Below are 18,053 nucleotides of genomic sequence, written 5' to 3'. Positions count from 1 at the left end.
TCCTTACAATCCGGTATTTTTATTTATCCCGTACAGATGGCTGCTATTGACCATCACTTCACTGTAATAAACTGCTTACCGTGCCAGATACCGATGCGTGAGCGGCTATTACTAATGTCGGTGAACTGCAGTTTTATTTTTGTACCTGGCATAATGTAATAACGTTCACGACAGCCCCGCCCCTGATCGCGAGCATTATCTTTGCAAGCCCCATAGGCGATTACTCGAAATGAAACATTGCCAGTATTGCTAATAACATCACCATTACGGTTATATTCAAAACGCTCTTTTCGCGGCGCAACGACCAATATTGTGCCAATTTCTGCTGACGCTGTCGCAACAGCCAATTTATTGGCCCTGGTTTCCGCGCTCTCGGTGACCGGCTCATCTATCCATTGCAGACGATAATAACGCTCGATATCATCAACTGGCCCTTTATAAAAGAAGCGAAAAACATCCTTTGCCTGACCAGGCAGAATTAGATTGGCAGGCGTAGAGAGTAATTCCCCGGAATTAACGGGTTTTATTTCGACTCCGCCCGCTAAAGGTGATGACAGTTTTTTTACCGATACGCTGACATAACGAGCCGAGTCTGTCGTATTAGTAATTTCTTTCGATAATGAACTCTCAGAAGAAGTCATTATCGACGTGATATCACCAACGTTAATTGCCCAGCTGGAAAAAGAGATTACCAACCCTACCAACATTGCTGCCGGTAAATATTTATTCATGACACCATTCCTGATAAATTCGGGAGAATTTCTCCTCCCGAAATTTTATTTCTTAGGCGGACGGAGTCGTCCAGGTTGCATTGAACTGTACTTTTACATCACCAGTCCAATAGCCGTCTGGCAGTGCAGAGTAATCCGTTACCGGCGTGCTTCCATCAGAAGTCGCAGACGCAATGGTGAATTTGAAGTTGGATTGATCGCTGACGCGGTCAGCACCGTTGTAAGCGCCATCAGCCATCAGGCTTTCAAGACCAGAAGTCGAGCTGGAATTTACCAGGACAGTATCTGATGAATTAGTCAACGCGGTGCCATTCCATGCCACCCCTACGTTCAGGGTAGACGCATCGCCACTGGCGTTGGTCAGAGTATTGCTAATAATCTGAGCGGTCAGTTCAAAATCAGTTGCCGTTTCCTGGCCCTGAATAGTCACATCAAACGCGCCATCCTGGGAGTTGAAGCCATTCAGACCTTCCGCATACTGGAAAGTCAAAGAGTTTAGCGGAGTGACGACCAACATGCTGGTGGTATCTTTTGTTGCCGTCGCGTCCCACGAGGCCGTTGCAGAAGCAGTGACATCTGCCATTGCATTTGCCGCAACAAATACAGACGCCAGAGAGGTCACTAATAATAATTTTTTCATTTTTATCTTCTCCTAAGAACAAACTCACCACCGAGTCTTATTATTAAGTCACTCCAGCGGTTCCATTAATTGCGAGCCATAATTGCCGCGCCCAAAAATTATCATTTGAATTAAGTAACATCTCAACAAACCCTGAAACGCAAAAATTACAAAAAGACTAAGAATTTTCCCACTAAAACGATAATATAAGAAGTTTCCTAAGTTTAATTTACTTAAATAACACCATGACTCAGAACTATCACCCAAATAAATAAGACAAATCAAACAATTCATCTTTTTTATGTTTTTGATAAATATCAAAAAGATCATACAAATACCACGAGAGTAAAACCCTTACAAAACATAAAGATAATTAACACCTTCATAGTTTCTCTATAATGCTTATTATTTGTTGCAATTATGCTAAATTTTTAACGCCGCAAGAAAATTCTCATGATATATCCATTTGCACGGGAATATTCTTATAAATAAATCATTCACCTACAGAAACTACATTCTAATTGATAATTATTTGACAAAATTAAAACCAGGAATTTTCCATATAAAATGAATATTCCTGGCTTATCAGAAGAGATAATGATTATCGTTAAATAGAAAATTAGATAAAACGTTTTAAACCAAGATAACTATTAATTGTTACGGTACGTACCCTATGTAAGGTAATCAAATTCTGCTGTTCAAGTGATTTTAATGAGCGGCTAACGGTTTCAATTTTAAGATCGAGATAACTGGCAATTTCCTCCCGAGAAAATGGCAAGCGAAGCGTCGTTTCTGGCCTGCCGATGCGTAAATGCATCTCGTAAAATTCCACCAGGAAAGCCGCGATCCTGGCCTCAGCATGTTTATTCGCATAGCGCCGCAGTTTTTCAACAATGAATCCATTGTCCCTGCAGAGAAACTTGATGACTGCGGCAGCTACCGAAGGCTCCTTCTCTGCTACCTTGAACAACCGCGCAATATCAATGTGGCAAACCTCTGCAGCCGTTGCGGCCTGGATAGTTGTCAGGTACTTCCCCCCTTCGACAGCATCCAGCGCCATGATATCTCCCGGAACATAAAAGCGGCTGATAAAAACGTTATCGCCACATTCCACGCTGGACTTGCAGTACCCCTCATGGATAACAAAAAGCATATCCGCGGTTTCATCCTGCCGAGCGAGTATCTCCCCAGCTTTAAACCGCCTTCTTTTGTCTATTAATTTGTATTGATTATCACGATCAATCGCCGCTCCCTTTGGGCACAGCGAACAATGACGGGGAGGAAACGGGTTGCCAAGCGGCACAACAGGAATGCTTAGTTTGTGAATATCCGATTTCACGCAACAACTCCTCATAAAAATGAGATTGATTCTAATAGATCGGGCCATGGGAACAATATGTGAAACGAAGACCAGGAAAATTCATGCAGGCAGGGAAAATTCTGTGATACGCCGCCTTTCTGGCGTCAGAGAATGCATAGGTCAGAACCAGACTGGTGCGGATGATGTTAAAAACGCAGGATAAAAAATGCGGCAGCGGGGTGAAGGTTAGAATTAACTGGGTGATGCCTTAATAGCTGTTTAAATCAGATGGCTATTATTGCATCACCCAGTTTCAATTACGCACGAACCGTGTCGTCACCGAAGCCAATCCACTTATATGTGGTCAGTGCTTCCAGTCCCATTGGGCCACGTGCATGCAGTTTTTGCGTGCTCACCGCCACTTCCGCACCCAGTCCGAACTGGCCGCCATCGGTAAAACGAGTAGAGGCGTTTACATACACGGCAGAAGAGTCCACTTCATTCACGAAACGGTTGGCGTTGCTGAGCGTGCGCGTCAGTATGGCGTCCGAGTGCTGGGTACCGTGTTCGCGAATATGGGCGATAGCACCATCCATATTTTCGACCACCACAACGTTCAGATCCAGAGACAGAAACTCGTTATCCAGCTCTTCCGGTTTTAGTGGCACCAGTTTGGCAGGGCCATGCAGAACCTGCATCACGATTTCATCACCGTGCAGCGTAACACCGCTATCCGCCATCTTTTGGCTTAACGCAGGCAGGAAACGCTCAGCAATATCCTGATGCACCAGCAGAGTTTCTACAGTGTTACAGGTGCTTGGACGCTGGGTTTTAGCGTTAACGATAATCTTCAGGGCCGGGGCGATCTCCGCGGTATCATCAACATAAATATGGCATACGCCAATACCGCCGGTGATGACCGGGATGGTCGACTGTTCACGGCACAGCTTATGCAGACCCGCGCCACCGCGAGGGATCAGCATATCGATGTACTTATCCATTCGCAGCATTTCGGCGACCAGCGCGCGGTCCGGGTTATCAATTGACTGTACGACAGCCGCGGGTAAACCGCAGGCTTCCAGCGCCTTTTGGATAACCGCCACGGTGGCGGCGTTGGTCCGGTAGGTCTCTTTCCCACCGCGCAGAATCACCGCATTGCCGGTTTTCAGGCACAGTGAGGCAACATCAACGGTGACGTTTGGACGCGCTTCATAAATCACGCCAATCACGCCCAGCGGGACGCGACGACGCTCCAGACGCAGACCGCTATCCAGCAGGCCGCCGTCAATCACCTGCCCTACCGGGTCGGCAAGATTACAGACCTGGCGCACATCGTCAGCAATCGCTTTCAGACGCGCCGGCGTCAGCGCCAGGCGGTCGAGCATCGCTTCGCTCAGGCCGTTGGCTCGCGCCTGCTCAACATCTTGTATGTTCGCGCTGAGGATGCTTTCCGTTTGCGCTTCCAGCTCATCAGCAATGGTTTCCAGTACGCGATTTTTTTCGCGACTGGAGAGCAGCGCCAGCTTGTATGACGCGGCTTTGGCAGCAATGCCCATTTGTTCCAGCATATGCTTGTTCCTTAACGGGTGATCATGTCGTCGCGATGGACAGCAACCGGACCGTATTCGTAGCCCAGGATAGTGTCGATCTGTTGTGAGTGATGTCCGGCAATACGGCGCAGCGCATCGCTGTTATAGCGGGTGACGCCGTGGGCAATATCGCGCCCTTCGAGATTGCAGATGCGGATCACTTCACCACGAGAAAAGTTACCTGTCACGCTTTTAATGCCTTTTGGCAGTAATGAGCTGCCGCGTTCCAGAATTGCTGCGGTCGCGCCCTCATCGACGGTAATCTCCCCGGCAGGCGGCGCGCCAAAGATCCAGCGTTTACGGTTCTCCAGCGGAGAGGCTTGAGCATGAAAACGCGTCCCAACGGAAACGCCTTCCATCACGTCGCCAATTACGCCCGGCTTGCTGCCTGCGGCAATAATGGTGTCGATCCCGGCGCGGCACGCGACATCGGCTGCCTGCAGTTTTGTTCCCATGCCGCCGGTTCCCAGACCCGAGACGCTATCCCCGGCAATGGCGCGCAGCGCATCATCAATACCGTGTACGTCTTTAATCAGCTCAGCCTGCGGGTTAGTGCGTGGATCGGCGGTGAACAGCCCCTGCTGATCGGTCAACAACAGCAGCTTATCGGCACCGGCCAGAATTGCCGCCAGCGCGGAGAGGTTGTCGTTATCGCCGACTTTAATCTCAGCGGTCGCTACGGCGTCATTCTCATTAATGACAGGAACAATGTTGTTATCCAGCAGCGCGCGGAGCGTATCGCGGGCATTGAGGAAGCGCTCTCTGTCTTCCATATCTGCACGCGTCAGCAGCATCTGCCCGATATGAATACCGTAAATCGAGAACAGCTGTTCCCACAGTTGAATCAGTCGGCTCTGCCCGACCGCCGCCAACAGCTGTTTCGAAGCTATCGTTGCCGGGAGCTCCGGGTAACCAAGATGCTCACGTCCGGCGGCAATCGCGCCTGAGGTAACGATAACAATACGATGCCCTGCGGCATGGAGCTGCGCGCACTGGCGAACCAGCTCTACGATGTGGGCGCGGTTCAGGCGGCGGGATCCGCCCGTTAACACACTGGTGCCAAGTTTTACCACCAGCGTCTGGCTGTCACTCATGATTCTCTGCCATTCAAAATTGGGGAAAATGATATCAAACGAACGTTTTAGCAGGACTGGCCCCGGTTGCCAACAACCAGCGCACAAAGCATGAAATTTTATTGCGCAGGATCAGCAAGCGTAGCGGCAGATTTTGACGCATTTATTACAGAAACAAAAAAACATCCTTTTTTAAAAATATTCTTACTTTGTCATAAAACGTTCATTGCCAGACGTTAAAAACCCTCCTGTCTTTTAACGGGGATCACACCCAGTGAATATTAGCGCGTACTTTTAATCAGGAATGAAAATGAAAAAGAGCACTCTGGCATTAGTGGTGATGGGAATTGTTGCATCAGCATCCGTACAGGCAGCGGAAGTGTATAACAAGAATGGTAATAAGCTGGACTTGTACGGCAAAGTAAAAGCCATGCATTACATGACGGATTATGACAGCAAAGATGGTGACCAAAGCTATATCCGTTTAGGTTTTAAAGGCGAAACGCAAATTAACGATCAACTAACCGGTTATGGTCGTTGGGAAGCAGAGTTTGCCGGCAATAAAGCTGAAAGCGACTCTAACCAACAAAAAACACGTCTGGCCTTCGCCGGTGTGAAATTAAAAGATTTTGGCTCGTTTGATTATGGTCGTAACCTGGGCGCGCTGTATGACGTGGAAGCCTGGACCGATATGTTCCCGGAATTTGGTGGCGACTCCTCCGCACAGACCGATAACTTTATGACCAAACGCGCCAGCGGTCTGGCAACTTACCGTAACACCGACTTCTTCGGCGTCGTGGATGGCCTGGATCTGACCCTGCAATACCAGGGTAAAAACCAGGATCGCGATGTGAAAAAACAGAACGGCGACGGTTTTGGTACTTCTGTTACTTATGACTTTGGCGGCAGCGATTTCGCGGTGAGCGGCGCTTATACCAACTCCGATCGAACCAACCAGCAGAATCTGCAAACTCGCGGTACGGGTGATAAAGCTGAAGCCTGGGCAACCGGCTTAAAATATGATGCTAACGATATTTATATTGCGACGTTCTATTCTGAAACACGCAATATGACGCCAATTTCCGGCGGCTTCGCCAATAAAACACAGAACTTCGAAGCGGTTGTTCAGTACCAGTTTGACTTTGGTCTGCGTCCGTCACTGGGTTATGTGCTTTCTAAAGGGAAAGATATTGAAGGCGTCGGCAATGAAGACCTGGTGAATTATATCGACGTGGGCGCAACGTATTATTTCAACAAAAATATGTCCGCGTTTGTTGATTATAAAATCAACCAGTTGGATAGCGATAATAAACTGGGCATCAACGATGATGACATCGTTGCTGTCGGTATGGTCTACCAGTTCTGATATAGCATAAAAAATGCCGGATGGGGTTGCGCCGCCATCCGGCATTTTACTGTTCATTATGCCGTTAACTTAACCGGTTCATCCTTAAAGTCGTCAGCAGGTTCCAGCGCCAGATTCAGCGTCGTTAACAAGCCACGTAATTTTTCATGGAATTCACGTAAGGTGTATTCCAGTCGCTCTACCACTTCAGTCTCTTTCACCGGCACCGCCGTCCAGTTACCGTCTTTATCAAACAAACCAAACTGATAGCTGTACGTGAAACGTTTTTCCTGCGCCTCCAGTTCCATCCACCAGCCCCAGAACTCGCGTTTCTCAGGGGCGGGTTTCACGTTGACGCAAACAGCCAGACAATCGAAAAAAAATCGATTATCTTCGCACTGCCCTTCCCGGATATACGGGCCAAGCGCGGTGAATTTCTTGATCAATCTACTTTTCGGATGCCCACTCGGTAACGTCATTACGATCTCCTTAGGTGAAGCACCTGTTTTACCAAATCGCTAAAATTTAGCAAACTTTTAACACAATCTCTGATTGATCCAACTGGTTATTTCCTGCAACCCTTTGTCAAAATTGCGATACACCGGGTTGAAGGGGATCTCCAGTAGCTTACCGTCTGAAGATGAAGATGTGATTAAACGTGACTCTTCTTCCGGGCTAAACGGATCGTTCTTCCAGAATCCCGAGAGCATTGGCGTCGGGCAGCGTCGCCCCAGCAGGCCCTGCACTTTTAATGAATAGCGATTAAGCTCAACGCGCAGCGCTTCATCGGAGGCGTCATGCATCCCCAGGCGGCTAGCCAGTACATCAAGGTACATTTCCGGGACGCTCGCCTGACGCTGCGGGTCGCTAAGCAGCGCATGAACCACTGGCCCCAGACAGGCCACCGCCTTCAGACGCGATGATTCCAGATACGCCAGACGTACCGCTACGTTAGCGCCAAAGCGGAAACCGAAGGCCGCCACGCGGGTGTGATCCACCCAGGGAACATTAGGCAGCGCTTTTAATACATGCTGATGCAGCAGGCTGGAATCCTGAGTCAGTTTCCATTTTGACGAGAAACCAACCGACGGCATATCCAGCGTCAGCATGGCTATACCCCGTGGGGCAAAATAGCGCTCATACAGGGTGTAGTAATCCGTTTGCATGGAATCGAGACCACCGCACATCAGCACCGTCGGGAACGGACCGTCACCTTTTGGCATATGTAAGAAGCCGGTGATCGGCGCACCGCCAGCGATGGGAAACTCCATCTCACGCAGCGTGCCCGGCAATCGCTGTGCGGCCTCTTCATAGGCGCGATTCGCCAAAGCCTGTGCCTGCTCTGCCAGCTCATCGCCTTTCAGGTGTGGGTAAGCGGCAATGTTGTACAACGTAGACGCATGCAGCCAGTGGCGTCCGCTCACCTGCGGATCCTCTTCCATAGACGCTTTCTGTTGCCAGTCCATCGCCTGCTTCGCCCACTCATAGATCCAGTTCCCACCGCGATAGCCGATAACCGTATCGTAGAGTTCTTTATCTGTACGCTCGGCTTCGCTCATCACGATACGTGCCTGCACCTCAAGGATTTCGCGCGGGTCGACGCCGCGCCAGATCCACATCAGGCGATTCACCATGCGATACCAGTGCGGAATGGTTTTGCCATCCAGGGCAGATTGTACGGGCGGCTGCGCGCCGTGATTAAAACGACGAACCAGTGTTGACGTTTCAGGGTGTTTGAAGCGGGGTTTAAACAGGACTTCGCTGAGGTTAGCCTGTGACATGATTGCAGCCTCCATGAGTACTCACTAAGGCATAGTGTAACCTGACACAGCACAAAAAGAACAACGCCCGGCAGTTGCCAGGCGTTGAAAACTTTTTAGATTAGCGACCAGAGATCGGCGGGACGAACACTACGCCCATATCCCACGGCTGCTCAATCCAGGTATCCTGAGGGATATCAACAACATAATCATTCACCAGCGGGCGACCAGCCGGCTTAGCGAAGATAGTGACGAAATGCGCTTTAGGATACATTTCGCGGATCGCAACGGCGGTACCACCGGTGTCAACCAGGTCATCGATTACGATGAAACCTTCACCGTCGCCTTCGGCACGCTTCAGCACTTTCAGTTCGCGCTGGTTGTCGTGATCGTAGCTGGAGATGCATACGGTATCGACATGACGAATACCCAATTCACGCGCCAGCAATGCGCCCGGCACCAGACCACCACGGCTAACGGCAATAATGCCTTTCCATTGTTCAGAAGGCATCAGGCGGCTTGCCAGTTTACGTGCATGGATCTGCAACATGTCCCAGGTGACGACGTATTTTTCGCTCATGTGAAGTGTCCCAGCCTGTTTATCTACGGCTTAAAAAGTGTTCGAGGGGGAAATAGGTTGCGCGAGATTATAGAGATCTGACGCACTAAAAACCAGTGTTTCGCGGAATCCGCGCCTCTTTTTGCATGCTTTATGCTAGCCGTCAGCGGAGAAAGTGGTATTCTCAATCGCATCGCGCAAGCCTGGCTTGTGGTGTTTTTAATTCTGCTAACCCCGTGGCCTGCAAGCAAGTTTTGTAGGACATCGCCAAGGAGACTCAACGTGTCTGAACTGTCTCAATTATCCCCGCAACCGCTATGGGATATTTTTGCCAAAATCTGTTCTATTCCTCATCCGTCCTATCATGAAGAGCAGCTCGCTGAACACATTCTGAGCTGGGCCCAAGAGAAAGGTTTCCACGTCGAGCGCGATCAAGTCGGTAATATCCTGATTCGCAAACCCGCAACCGCAGGTATGGAAAACCGCAAGCCGGTCGTTCTGCAGGCGCACCTGGATATGGTCCCTCAGAAAAACAACGACACCGTGCACGACTTCACTAAAGATCCTATCCAGCCTTATATTGACGGCGAATGGGTGAAAGCCCGTGGCACCACGCTGGGTGCGGATAACGGCATCGGTATGGCGTCTGCGCTGGCCGTTCTGGCTGATGACAGCGTGGTACACGGTCCGCTGGAAGTGCTGCTGACCATGACCGAAGAAGCGGGTATGGATGGCGCGTTTGGTCTGCAGGCTAACTGGCTGCAGGCAGATATCCTGATCAACACCGACTCAGAAGAAGAAGGTGAGATCTACATGGGTTGCGCAGGCGGTATCGACTTTACCTCTAACCTGCCGCTGTCCCGTGAAGCAATCCCGGCCGGATTCCAGAGCTTTAAGCTGACGTTAAAAGGCCTGAAAGGCGGTCACTCCGGCGGCGAAATCCACGTGGGTCTCGGTAACGCGAACAAACTGCTGGTACGCTTCCTGGCGGGCCACGCTGAAGAGCTGGATCTGCGTCTGGTTGATTTCAACGGCGGTACGCTGCGTAACGCGATTCCGCGTGAAGCCTTTGCCACCCTCGCCGTGGCTGCAGATAAAGTTGATGCGTTAAAAGCGCTGGTCAACACCTATCAGGAAATCCTGAAAAACGAACTGGAAGCCAAAGAGAAGAACCTGGCTCTGCTGCTGGATGCCGTAACTCAAGACAAAGCCGCGCTGACCGCTCAGTCTCGCGACAGCTTTGTGCGTCTGCTGAACGCCACCCCGAACGGCGTAATCCGCAACTCTGACGTCGCCAAAGGCGTGGTTGAGACCTCTCTGAACGTCGGCGTTGTCACCATGACTGACGACAACGTTGAAATTCACTGCCTGATCCGTTCCCTGATCGACAGCGGTAAAGACTACGTGGTGAGCATGCTGGATTCACTGGGTAAACTTGCTGGCGCGAAAACCCAGGCAAAAGGCGGATACCCAGGCTGGCAGCCGGATGCTAACTCTCCGGTTATGCACCTGGTTCGTGAAACTTATCAGCGTCTGTTCAACAAAACGCCGAATATCCAGATCATCCACGCTGGTCTGGAATGTGGTCTGTTCAAGAAACCGTATCCAGATATGGACATGGTTTCCATCGGGCCAACTATCACCGGTCCGCACTCCCCGGATGAGCAGGTTCATATCGAAAGCGTCGGCCATTACTGGACGCTGCTGACTGAACTGCTGAAGTCTATTCCGGCGAAGTAAGATTCTGCGCTAAATGCCGGATGACGCTACGTTTATCTGGCCTACATGCTGGTTTGTAGGCCGGATAAAGTTGTTACGCAGCCATCTGGCCTGCACGCTGGTTTGTAGACCGGATAAGGCGTTTACGCCGACATCCGGTAATTGTTCTGAGTCACAGACCCAACAGTAGCTGTCTTTCCAATTGAGGATCCAGCAGCGTGACGTGTAATCCCACCAGCCTGACGCCTCGCCCTCCCCTACGCTCGTCCCAGGTCTTGCGCGCTGTCGTAATTAAGTCATCTTTATTTAAGCGCGGCCAGACGTGCTCCTGCGTAGTCTGCTGAAAATCATTAAACTTGAGTTTTATCCCCTGGCGAGCGATCAGCAGATCCGGCTTTACCTTTGCCAGACGCCGTTCCAGCTCAGGATAGAGCCGTTCAATTATCGCCTCACACTCCGACCACTCGTGAATATCTTCCGCCAGCGTACGCTCGACGCCGACGGATTTACGCAGCCTGTCGTTGTTGACGTCCCGTTCGTCAATCCCCTGACTGCGCTCCCACAGCACGCGACCAAACTTGCCGAAGCGTTTGAGCAGCATTGCCAGGTCGTATTTTTGAACATCTTCGCAGGTACGTAATCCCATTGATTCCAGCTTAGCGGCGGAGACTTTGCCAACGCCGGGAATTTTGCCTAACGGCAATGTTCTGAGAAATTCAGGAACATCGGCAGGGGTAATCACATATTGCCCATTGGGTTTGTTGAGATCGGAAGCTATTTTTGCCAGAAATTTTACCGGCGCAATTCCGGCAGAGGCGGTTAACTGTAACTCGTTAAAAATTGTCTGGCGGATTTCCTGAGCGATCAGCGTAGCTGAGCCGTGGCAGTGGGTGCTGTCGGTCACATCCAGATAGGCTTCATCCAGCGAAAGTGGTTCTATCAGTGAGGTATAGCGGGAGAAAATAGCCTGAATCTGGCGGGAGGCTTCTTTATAGGCCTCGTAACGACCAGGTAATAAAGTGAGATGCGGACACAGCTTTAATGCCATCCCAGTTGGCATTGCGCTACGCACGCCAAATTTGCGCGCCGGGTAATTGGCCGTGCTGATGACCCCCCGACGTTCTCGACTGCCACCAATAGCAATGGGAATATCACGCAGGGCGGGGTTGTCGCGCATTTCCACCGCCGCGAAAAAGCAGTCCATATCGACATGTATGATTTTACGCATCGTTTGTCTCCCACATCACTGTTTAAGTATACAGTATTTTTATGTTGTGAGAAGTATGGTTGTACCTAATGCTGGGCCGTTCCTGACCCATTATCCATCCAGCACGAATAAGACCCAATGAAGCGCAGTAACCAGCAAAATACGCCAGTGTCTGACTGCCTTTAAGCGCAATTTTCCGTATAAAGAAAAACTAAAGTGTAAACGCCGCACGAGAGACTTGCGAAAAACTCTCTTGGTGCTAATGTGAGCGCTCCAGATCCAGATTTATCCGATTTGGGGATTCTTTTTGCCGTCCTGGCGTGTGTGATCGTTTTATCAAGGAATAAGCAGTATGCGTAAAATCGCATTTTTTCTTGCGATGCTTTTATTGCCGTGCGTTTCATTTGCCGGTTTGCTGAGCAGCAGCAGCCCGACTACGCCTGTCAGCAAAGAATATAAGCAGCAATTAATGGGCTCCCCCGTTTATATCCAGATCTTCAAAGAAGAGCGAACCTTGGATCTGTACGTCAAGATGGGCGAACAGTATCAATTGCTCGACAGTTATAAGATCTGTAATTATTCCGGCGGCTTAGGGCCGAAACAGCGTCAGGGTGATTTCAAAAGTCCGGAAGGATTTTACAGCGTACAGCGTGGACAGCTGAAACCGGATAGCCGCTTCTATAAAGCGATTAACATTGGTTTCCCTAACGCCTACGACCGCGCACACGGTTATGAAGGTAAGTACCTGATGATCCACGGTGCCTGTGTTTCCGTCGGCTGCTACGCAATGACCGACAACGGCATTGATGAGATTTTCCAGTTTGTGACCGGTGCTCTGGTGTTCGGGCAGTCCAGCGTACAGGTTAGCATTTACCCGTTCCGCATGACCGATGCCAACATGCAACGCCATAAGTTCTCGTATTACAAAGATTTCTGGGCCCAGTTAAAGCCGGGATACGATTACTTTGAACAAACACGTAAACCACCGACCGTTTCCGTCGTCGATGGTCGTTACGTCGTCAGCAAGCCGTTGAGTCACGAAGTGGTTCAGCCGCAACTGGCATCAAACTACACGCTCCCCGAGACAAAATAATGCCCACTCGCCTGGCATAATCTTTTGCCAGGTTTCATTGCCGGTTAACGGTTGAGTGGCAATCACGGTGACCACATCATTGGGTGTGGTCTCTGAGCTAAAATCGATTTCCACGTCCTGATCCAGCAATGTCGCCACGCCAAACGGCGCACGACGCGTGATCCAAAACAGGTTGGTCGAACAGAAGGCCATCACATAGCGTCCGTCAGACAACAGCATGTTGAAGACGCCTTTCTCCCGCAGCTCTCCTGCCAGCATTGCGATGTATTTAAACACTGCCGTCATATTGCCAGGCGTGCGCGGATAACGCTCCGTCAGCTTATGGAGCAGCCAGCAGAAAGCTTTTTCGCTGTCGGTTTCCCCGACCGGACGGAAATTTCCGGTTTCCAGCGATTTATAGCCACTGAGCTGTCCATTATGAGCATAGGTCCAGTTGCGTCCCCACAATTCGCGGGTAAAGGGATGGGTATTTTCCAACGCCACTTCGCCACGGTTCGCCTGACGAATATGGGCAATCACGGAACAGGATTTGATGGGGTAGTCTTGTACCAGTTTGGCAATAGGCGAATTAAAGCTGGGTTGCGGATCTTTAAACGTACGGCAGCCCTTACCTTCATAAAACGTAATACCCCAGCCGTCTTTGTGCGGCCCGGTCCCTCCGCCGCGCTGAACCAGTCCGGTGAAGCTAAAGCAGATATCGGTTGGCACATTGGCGCTCATCCCGAGCAGTTCGCACATACATCACCTACCTTAAAACCGTGAACTGCCTGATGGCGCTGCGCTTATCAGGCCTACGTGGCGCTCATGTAGGCCGGATAAGGCTTCAGCCACCATCCGGCAATCGTCTTCTTATGGTTTAACCATCTCTTTTTCGATCAGCTGGATCAGGATATGGATCACTTTGATATGAATTTCCTGAATACGGTCAGCGTAGCCAAAGTGCGGCACGCGAATTTCGATATCCGCGCTACCCGCCATTTTTCCGCCATCTTTACCGGTCAGGGTGATCACTTTCATCCCTTTCTCACGCGCTGCGGCAATCGCTTTAATTACGTTACCGGAATTACCCGAAGTAGAGATGCCTAGCAGGACATCACCTTCACGACCCACGGCTTCTACGTAGCGAGAGAACACATAATCGTAACCAAAATCGTTGCTGACGCAGGAGATATGGCTGACGTCAGAGATAGCGATAGCAGGGTAACCAGGACGGTTTTCACGATAGCGTCCGGTCAGCTCTTCGGCAAAGTGCATCGCGTCGCAATGGGAACCGCCGTTACCGCAAGAAAGTACCTTACCGCCCGCTTTAAAGCTGTCTGCCAACAGGACCGCCGCGCGCTGAATGGCGTGAATATTGGCGTCATCTTTAAGAAAATTAGCCAGCGTTTCCGCCGCTTCGCTCAGTTCGTTACGAATAAGATCCTGGTACATGAGGATATCCTTCAGCATGAATGTAAATGACAAGATGCAGTGTACCGGATAGCGCTACCAGCGAGAAGTACAAGCCACAGGAATGGCGGCGGCTTTTGATTTTTTGTGCCGGTTAAAACAGCAACAATGTGAGCTTTGTTGTAATTATTTTGTAAACACATTGCTAAAAGAATTTACATCCACTACAAACATATCATCACAAGTGGTCAGACCTCCTACAAGCAAGGGAGCTTTTCGTTATGATGATTTTGAGTATTATCGCTACGGTTGTTCTGCTCAGCGTTCTGTTTTATCACCGCGTGAGCTTATTCCTCAGCAGCTTAATTTTGCTCGCCTGGACGGCTGCGCTTGGCGTGGCTGGCCTGTGGTCAGTCTGGCTGCTGGTTCCTCTGGCCATTATCCTCGTGCCGTTTAACTTTACGCCGATGCGCAAATCCATGATCTCTGCGCCGGTGTTCCGCGGCTTCCGTAAAGTCATGCCACCGATGTCGCGTACTGAGAAAGAAGCGATTGATGCCGGTACAACCTGGTGGGAAGGAGACCTGTTCCAGGGCAAGCCTGACTGGAAAAAACTGCATAACTATCCTCAACCGCATCTGACCGCTGAAGAACAGGCGTTTATTGATGGTCCAGTGGAAGAAGCGTGCCGCATGGCGAACGATTTTCAGATCACTCACGAACTCGCGGATCTGCCGCCGGAACTGTGGGCATATCTGAAAGAACACCGCTTCTTCGCGATGATCATTAAGAAAGAGTACGGCGGGCTGGAATTCTCAGCATATGCTCAGGCTCGCGTTCTGCAGAAACTCTCCGGCGTTTCCGGGATCCTGGCGATCACCGTTGGCGTACCTAACTCATTAGGCCCAGGCGAACTGCTGCAACACTACGGCACCGAAGAGCAGAAAAATCATTACCTGCCGCGTCTGGCTCGCGGTCAGGAGATCCCATGCTTTGCTCTGACCAGCCCGGAAGCAGGCTCCGACGCAGGGGCGATCCCTGATACCGGCGTGGTTTGTATGGGCGACTGGCAGGGCCAACAGGTGCTGGGTATGCGCCTGACCTGGAACAAACGTTATATTACGCTGGCGCCTATCGCCACGGTACTGGGTCTGGCATTTAAACTCTCTGACCCGGAAAAACTGCTGGGTGGTGAAGAAGATCTCGGCATTACCTGTGCGCTGATCCCAACCTCAACGCCGGGCGTACAAATTGGGCGTCGTCACTTCCCGCTGAACGTGCCGTTCCAGAACGGTCCGACCCTCGGTAAAGATGTGTTTGTACCGATTGATTACATCATCGGTGGTCCGAAAATGGCCGGTCAGGGCTGGCGCATGCTGGTGGAATGTCTGTCTGTGGGACGTGGTATTACCCTGCCGTCTAACTCGACGGGCGGCGTGAAATCAGTCGCAATGGCCACCGGCGCATATGCGCACATTCGTCGCCAGTTCAAAATCTCCATCGGCAAGATGGAAGGTATTGAAGAACCGTTGGCACGTATTGCCGGTAACGCCTACGTGATGGACGCTGCGGCATCACTGATTACCTACGGCATTATGCTGGGTGAAAAACCGGCGGTGCTGTCGGCTATCGTGAAATATCACTGTACCCACCGTGGGCAGCAGTCAATCATCGATGCGATGGATATCACTGGTGGTAAAGGCATTATGCTTGGCGAAAGCAACTTCCTCGCCCGCGCTTATCAAGGTGCGCCAATCGCCATTACCGTTGAAGGTGCCAACATTCTGACCCGTAGCATGATGATCTTCGGTCAGGGTGCGATTCGCTGCCATCCGTATGTTCTGGAAGAGATGGCTGCGGCACAGAGTAACGATGTGAATGCGTTCGACAAGCTGCTGTTCAAACACATCGGTCACGTTGGCAGTAACAAAGTGCGCAGCTTCTGGCTTGGCCTAACACGTGGCTTAACCAGCAGCACGCCAACCGGCGATGCGACCAAACGTTACTACCAGCACCTGAACCGTTTGAGCGCCAACCTGGCCCTGCTTTCAGATGTGTCCATGGCCGTACTGGGCGGTAGTCTGAAGCGCCGTGAACGTATCTCCGCGCGTCTGGGCGATGTGTTAAGCCAGCTGTATCTGGCCTCTGCGGTACTGAAACGTTATGACGATGAAGGCCGTAATGAAGCGGACCTGCCGTTGGTTCACTGGGGCGTTCAGGATGCGTTGTACAAAGCGGAACAGGCGATGGACGATCTGCTGAAAAACTTCCCGAACCGTCTGGTCGCGGGCTTGCTGAACGTGGTTATCTTCCCGACCGGTCGCCACTACGACGCGCCGTCTGACAAGCTGGACCATAAAGTCGCGAAGATTTTGCAGGTTCCGAGTGCTACTCGTTCTCGTATTGGTCGCGGTCAATATCTGACGCCAAGCGAGCATAACCCGGTTGGTTTGCTGGAAGAGGCGCTGCTGGATGTCATTGCAGCCGACCCTATCCACCAGCGGATCTGTAAAGAGTTGGGTAAAAACCTGCCATTTACCCGTCTCGACGAACTGGCGCACAATGCGCTGGCGAAAGGGCTGATTGATAAAGATGAAGCCGCGATTCTGGTGAAAGCCGAAGCGAGCCGCCTGCGCAGTATCAACGTGGATGACTTTGAACCCGAGGAGCTGGCGACTCAGCCGGTAAAGCTGCCAGAGAAAGTGCGTAAAGTCGAAGCCGCATAACGATATACGCACAACGTTTAGCCCCGCTTAATGCGGGGCTTTTTATTGCCACATTTTCATTAATGCTCATGCTACAGTGTCAAAATGTTGTTCAACGAGGAGCCTCGATCGTGCCTGGTTTGAAAATTACTCTGCTGCAACAACCCTTGATCTGGATGGATGGCCCGGCCAACCTGCGCCATTTTGACCGACAACTGGAAACCGTCGCCGGACGTGATGTCATCGTGTTGCCCGAGATGTTTACCAGTGGATTTGCCATGGAAGCGGCAAATAAATCGTTGCCGCAGGAAGAGGTCGTCAGTTGGATGCGCGCCAAGGCGCAACAGACTAACTCCCTGATCGCTGGCAGCGCTGCTATCCAGTCTGAACGCGGCCCGGTAAACCGCTTTTTTCTGGTTGAGCCCGAAGGTAATGTGCATTTCTACGACAAGCGCCATCTGTTCCGCATGGCGGATGAGCATCAGCATTACCAGGCGGGTGACGCGCGCGTTATTGTTGAATGGCGCGGCTGGCGCATTCTGCCGTTGGTCTGTTATGACCTGCGTTTTCCGGTATGGTCGCGCAATCGCAACGATTACGACCTGGCGTTGTATGTTGCCAATTGGCCTGCGCCGCGTTCGCTGCACTGGCAGCTTCTGCTTGCCGCACGGGCGATTGAGAACCAGGCTTATGTAGCAGGATGTAACCGCGTGGGCACAGACGGTAACGGCCACCATTATCGCGGTGACAGCCGGGTGATTAATCCGCAGGGTGAGATTATTGCCACCGCCGAGCCGCATCAGGCCACACGCATTGACGCCGAGCTGTCACTCTCAGCGCTGCGCGAGTATCGCGAGAAGTTTCCCGCCTGGCAGGACGCCGACCCGTTTACGCTATAACTATCGCCTTCACTCCCGCTGCACTACGTTTCTTGTGGCGGGATTGTTTCACTCCGTAACCAACC

General features: G+C 51.2%; 16 protein-coding genes. 5 read left to right on the top strand and 11 right to left on the bottom strand.

Annotated features, from left to right (window positions below):
- Window positions 1-53 precede the first annotated feature (53 nt).
- The 5 genes from OGX86_RS01955 to proB all read right to left on the bottom strand — a co-directional run bounded on the left by OGX86_RS01955 (window position 54) and on the right by proB (window position 5,333).
- Window positions 54-731, bottom strand: coding sequence for an EcpB family pilus assembly chaperone (locus OGX86_RS01955; RefSeq protein ID WP_048226429.1), 678 nt, complete (start codon window positions 729-731; stop codon window positions 54-56).
- A 52-nt stretch (window positions 732-783) separates the two neighbouring features.
- Window positions 784-1,371 carry a common pilus major fimbrillin subunit EcpA gene (gene ecpA / locus OGX86_RS01950; RefSeq protein WP_003830835.1) on the bottom strand — a complete coding sequence of 196 codons (588 nt, stop codon included), beginning with the start codon at window positions 1,369-1,371 and terminating at the stop codon, window positions 784-786.
- 598 nt (window positions 1,372-1,969) lie between these two features.
- Window positions 1,970-2,689, bottom strand: a complete 720-nt coding sequence (locus OGX86_RS01945) for a Crp/Fnr family transcriptional regulator (protein ID WP_048226431.1) — start codon at window positions 2,687-2,689, stop codon at window positions 1,970-1,972.
- A gap of 278 nt (window positions 2,690-2,967) precedes the next feature.
- Entirely contained in the window at window positions 2,968-4,218 is a 1,251-nt protein-coding gene (gene proA, locus OGX86_RS01940; RefSeq protein ID WP_286639165.1) for a glutamate-5-semialdehyde dehydrogenase, read from the bottom strand.
- A gap of 11 nt (window positions 4,219-4,229) precedes the next feature.
- Complete coding sequence (proB, locus tag OGX86_RS01935) at window positions 4,230-5,333, bottom strand: glutamate 5-kinase (protein ID WP_003031373.1); 1,104 nt, start codon at window positions 5,331-5,333, stop codon at window positions 4,230-4,232.
- Between the two features lie 289 nt (window positions 5,334-5,622).
- On the opposite strand from proB, the gene phoE reads away from it, so the two are divergent.
- Complete coding sequence (phoE, locus tag OGX86_RS01930) at window positions 5,623-6,678, top strand: phosphoporin PhoE (RefSeq protein ID WP_003830831.1); 1,056 nt, start codon at window positions 5,623-5,625, stop codon at window positions 6,676-6,678.
- A gap of 56 nt (window positions 6,679-6,734) precedes the next feature.
- Here the strand turns inward: phoE and crl are convergent, their stop codons facing one another.
- The 3 genes from crl to gpt form a co-directional block, all read right to left on the bottom strand.
- Window positions 6,735-7,136 carry a sigma factor-binding protein Crl gene (gene crl, locus OGX86_RS01925; protein WP_008783790.1) on the bottom strand — a complete coding sequence of 134 codons (402 nt, stop codon included), beginning with the start codon at window positions 7,134-7,136 and terminating at the stop codon, window positions 6,735-6,737.
- 57 nt (window positions 7,137-7,193) lie between these two features.
- The gene (frsA, locus tag OGX86_RS01920; RefSeq protein WP_286639162.1) at window positions 7,194-8,438 is read right to left on the bottom strand and encodes an esterase FrsA; all 1,245 of its coding nucleotides are present in this window, start codon (window positions 8,436-8,438) and stop codon (window positions 7,194-7,196) included.
- A 100-nt stretch (window positions 8,439-8,538) separates the two neighbouring features.
- Window positions 8,539-8,997, bottom strand: a complete 459-nt coding sequence (gpt, locus tag OGX86_RS01915) for a xanthine phosphoribosyltransferase (protein WP_003031380.1) — start codon at window positions 8,995-8,997, stop codon at window positions 8,539-8,541.
- A gap of 261 nt (window positions 8,998-9,258) precedes the next feature.
- Between gpt and pepD the strand changes: the two genes are divergently transcribed.
- On the top strand, window positions 9,259-10,716 hold the full coding sequence (pepD, locus tag OGX86_RS01910; RefSeq protein ID WP_008783788.1) for a cytosol nonspecific dipeptidase: 1,458 nt from the start codon (window positions 9,259-9,261) through the stop codon (window positions 10,714-10,716).
- 151 nt (window positions 10,717-10,867) lie between these two features.
- Here the strand turns inward: pepD and dinB are convergent, their stop codons facing one another.
- Window positions 10,868-11,923 (bottom strand): DNA polymerase IV, encoded by a 1,056-nt coding sequence (gene dinB / locus OGX86_RS01905; RefSeq protein ID WP_048226436.1) that lies wholly within the window; start codon window positions 11,921-11,923, stop codon window positions 10,868-10,870.
- A 331-nt stretch (window positions 11,924-12,254) separates the two neighbouring features.
- Between dinB and dpaA the strand changes: the two genes are divergently transcribed.
- Entirely contained in the window at window positions 12,255-12,995 is a 741-nt protein-coding gene (dpaA, locus tag OGX86_RS01900; protein ID WP_003830823.1) for a peptidoglycan meso-diaminopimelic acid protein amidase, read from the top strand.
- Here the strand turns inward: dpaA and OGX86_RS01895 are convergent.
- Both OGX86_RS01895 and lpcA read right to left on the bottom strand, forming a co-directional pair.
- Window positions 12,966-13,733, bottom strand: coding sequence for a class II glutamine amidotransferase (locus OGX86_RS01895; RefSeq protein ID WP_003031388.1), 768 nt, complete (start codon window positions 13,731-13,733; stop codon window positions 12,966-12,968). The genes dpaA and OGX86_RS01895 overlap by 30 nt on opposite strands.
- Before the next feature lie 111 nt (window positions 13,734-13,844).
- Window positions 13,845-14,426 (bottom strand): D-sedoheptulose 7-phosphate isomerase, encoded by a 582-nt coding sequence (lpcA, locus tag OGX86_RS01890; RefSeq protein ID WP_003031390.1) that lies wholly within the window; start codon window positions 14,424-14,426, stop codon window positions 13,845-13,847.
- 239 nt (window positions 14,427-14,665) lie between these two features.
- On the opposite strand from lpcA, the gene fadE reads away from it, so the two are divergent.
- The gene (gene fadE, locus OGX86_RS01885; protein ID WP_003830821.1) at window positions 14,666-17,110 is read left to right on the top strand and encodes an acyl-CoA dehydrogenase FadE; all 2,445 of its coding nucleotides are present in this window, start codon (window positions 14,666-14,668) and stop codon (window positions 17,108-17,110) included.
- 110 nt (window positions 17,111-17,220) lie between these two features.
- Complete coding sequence (locus tag OGX86_RS01880; RefSeq protein WP_048214872.1) at window positions 17,221-17,988, top strand: amidohydrolase; 768 nt, start codon at window positions 17,221-17,223, stop codon at window positions 17,986-17,988.
- The last annotated feature ends 65 nt before the right edge of the window (window positions 17,989-18,053 follow it).

Origin of the sequence: Citrobacter sp. Cpo040 (assembly GCF_030332915.1) — a bacterium.
In the GTDB taxonomy this organism is placed as follows: Bacteria; Pseudomonadota; Gammaproteobacteria; order Enterobacterales; family Enterobacteriaceae; genus Citrobacter; species Citrobacter portucalensis.
This window is presented reverse-complemented; position numbering and strand designations above follow the sequence as displayed.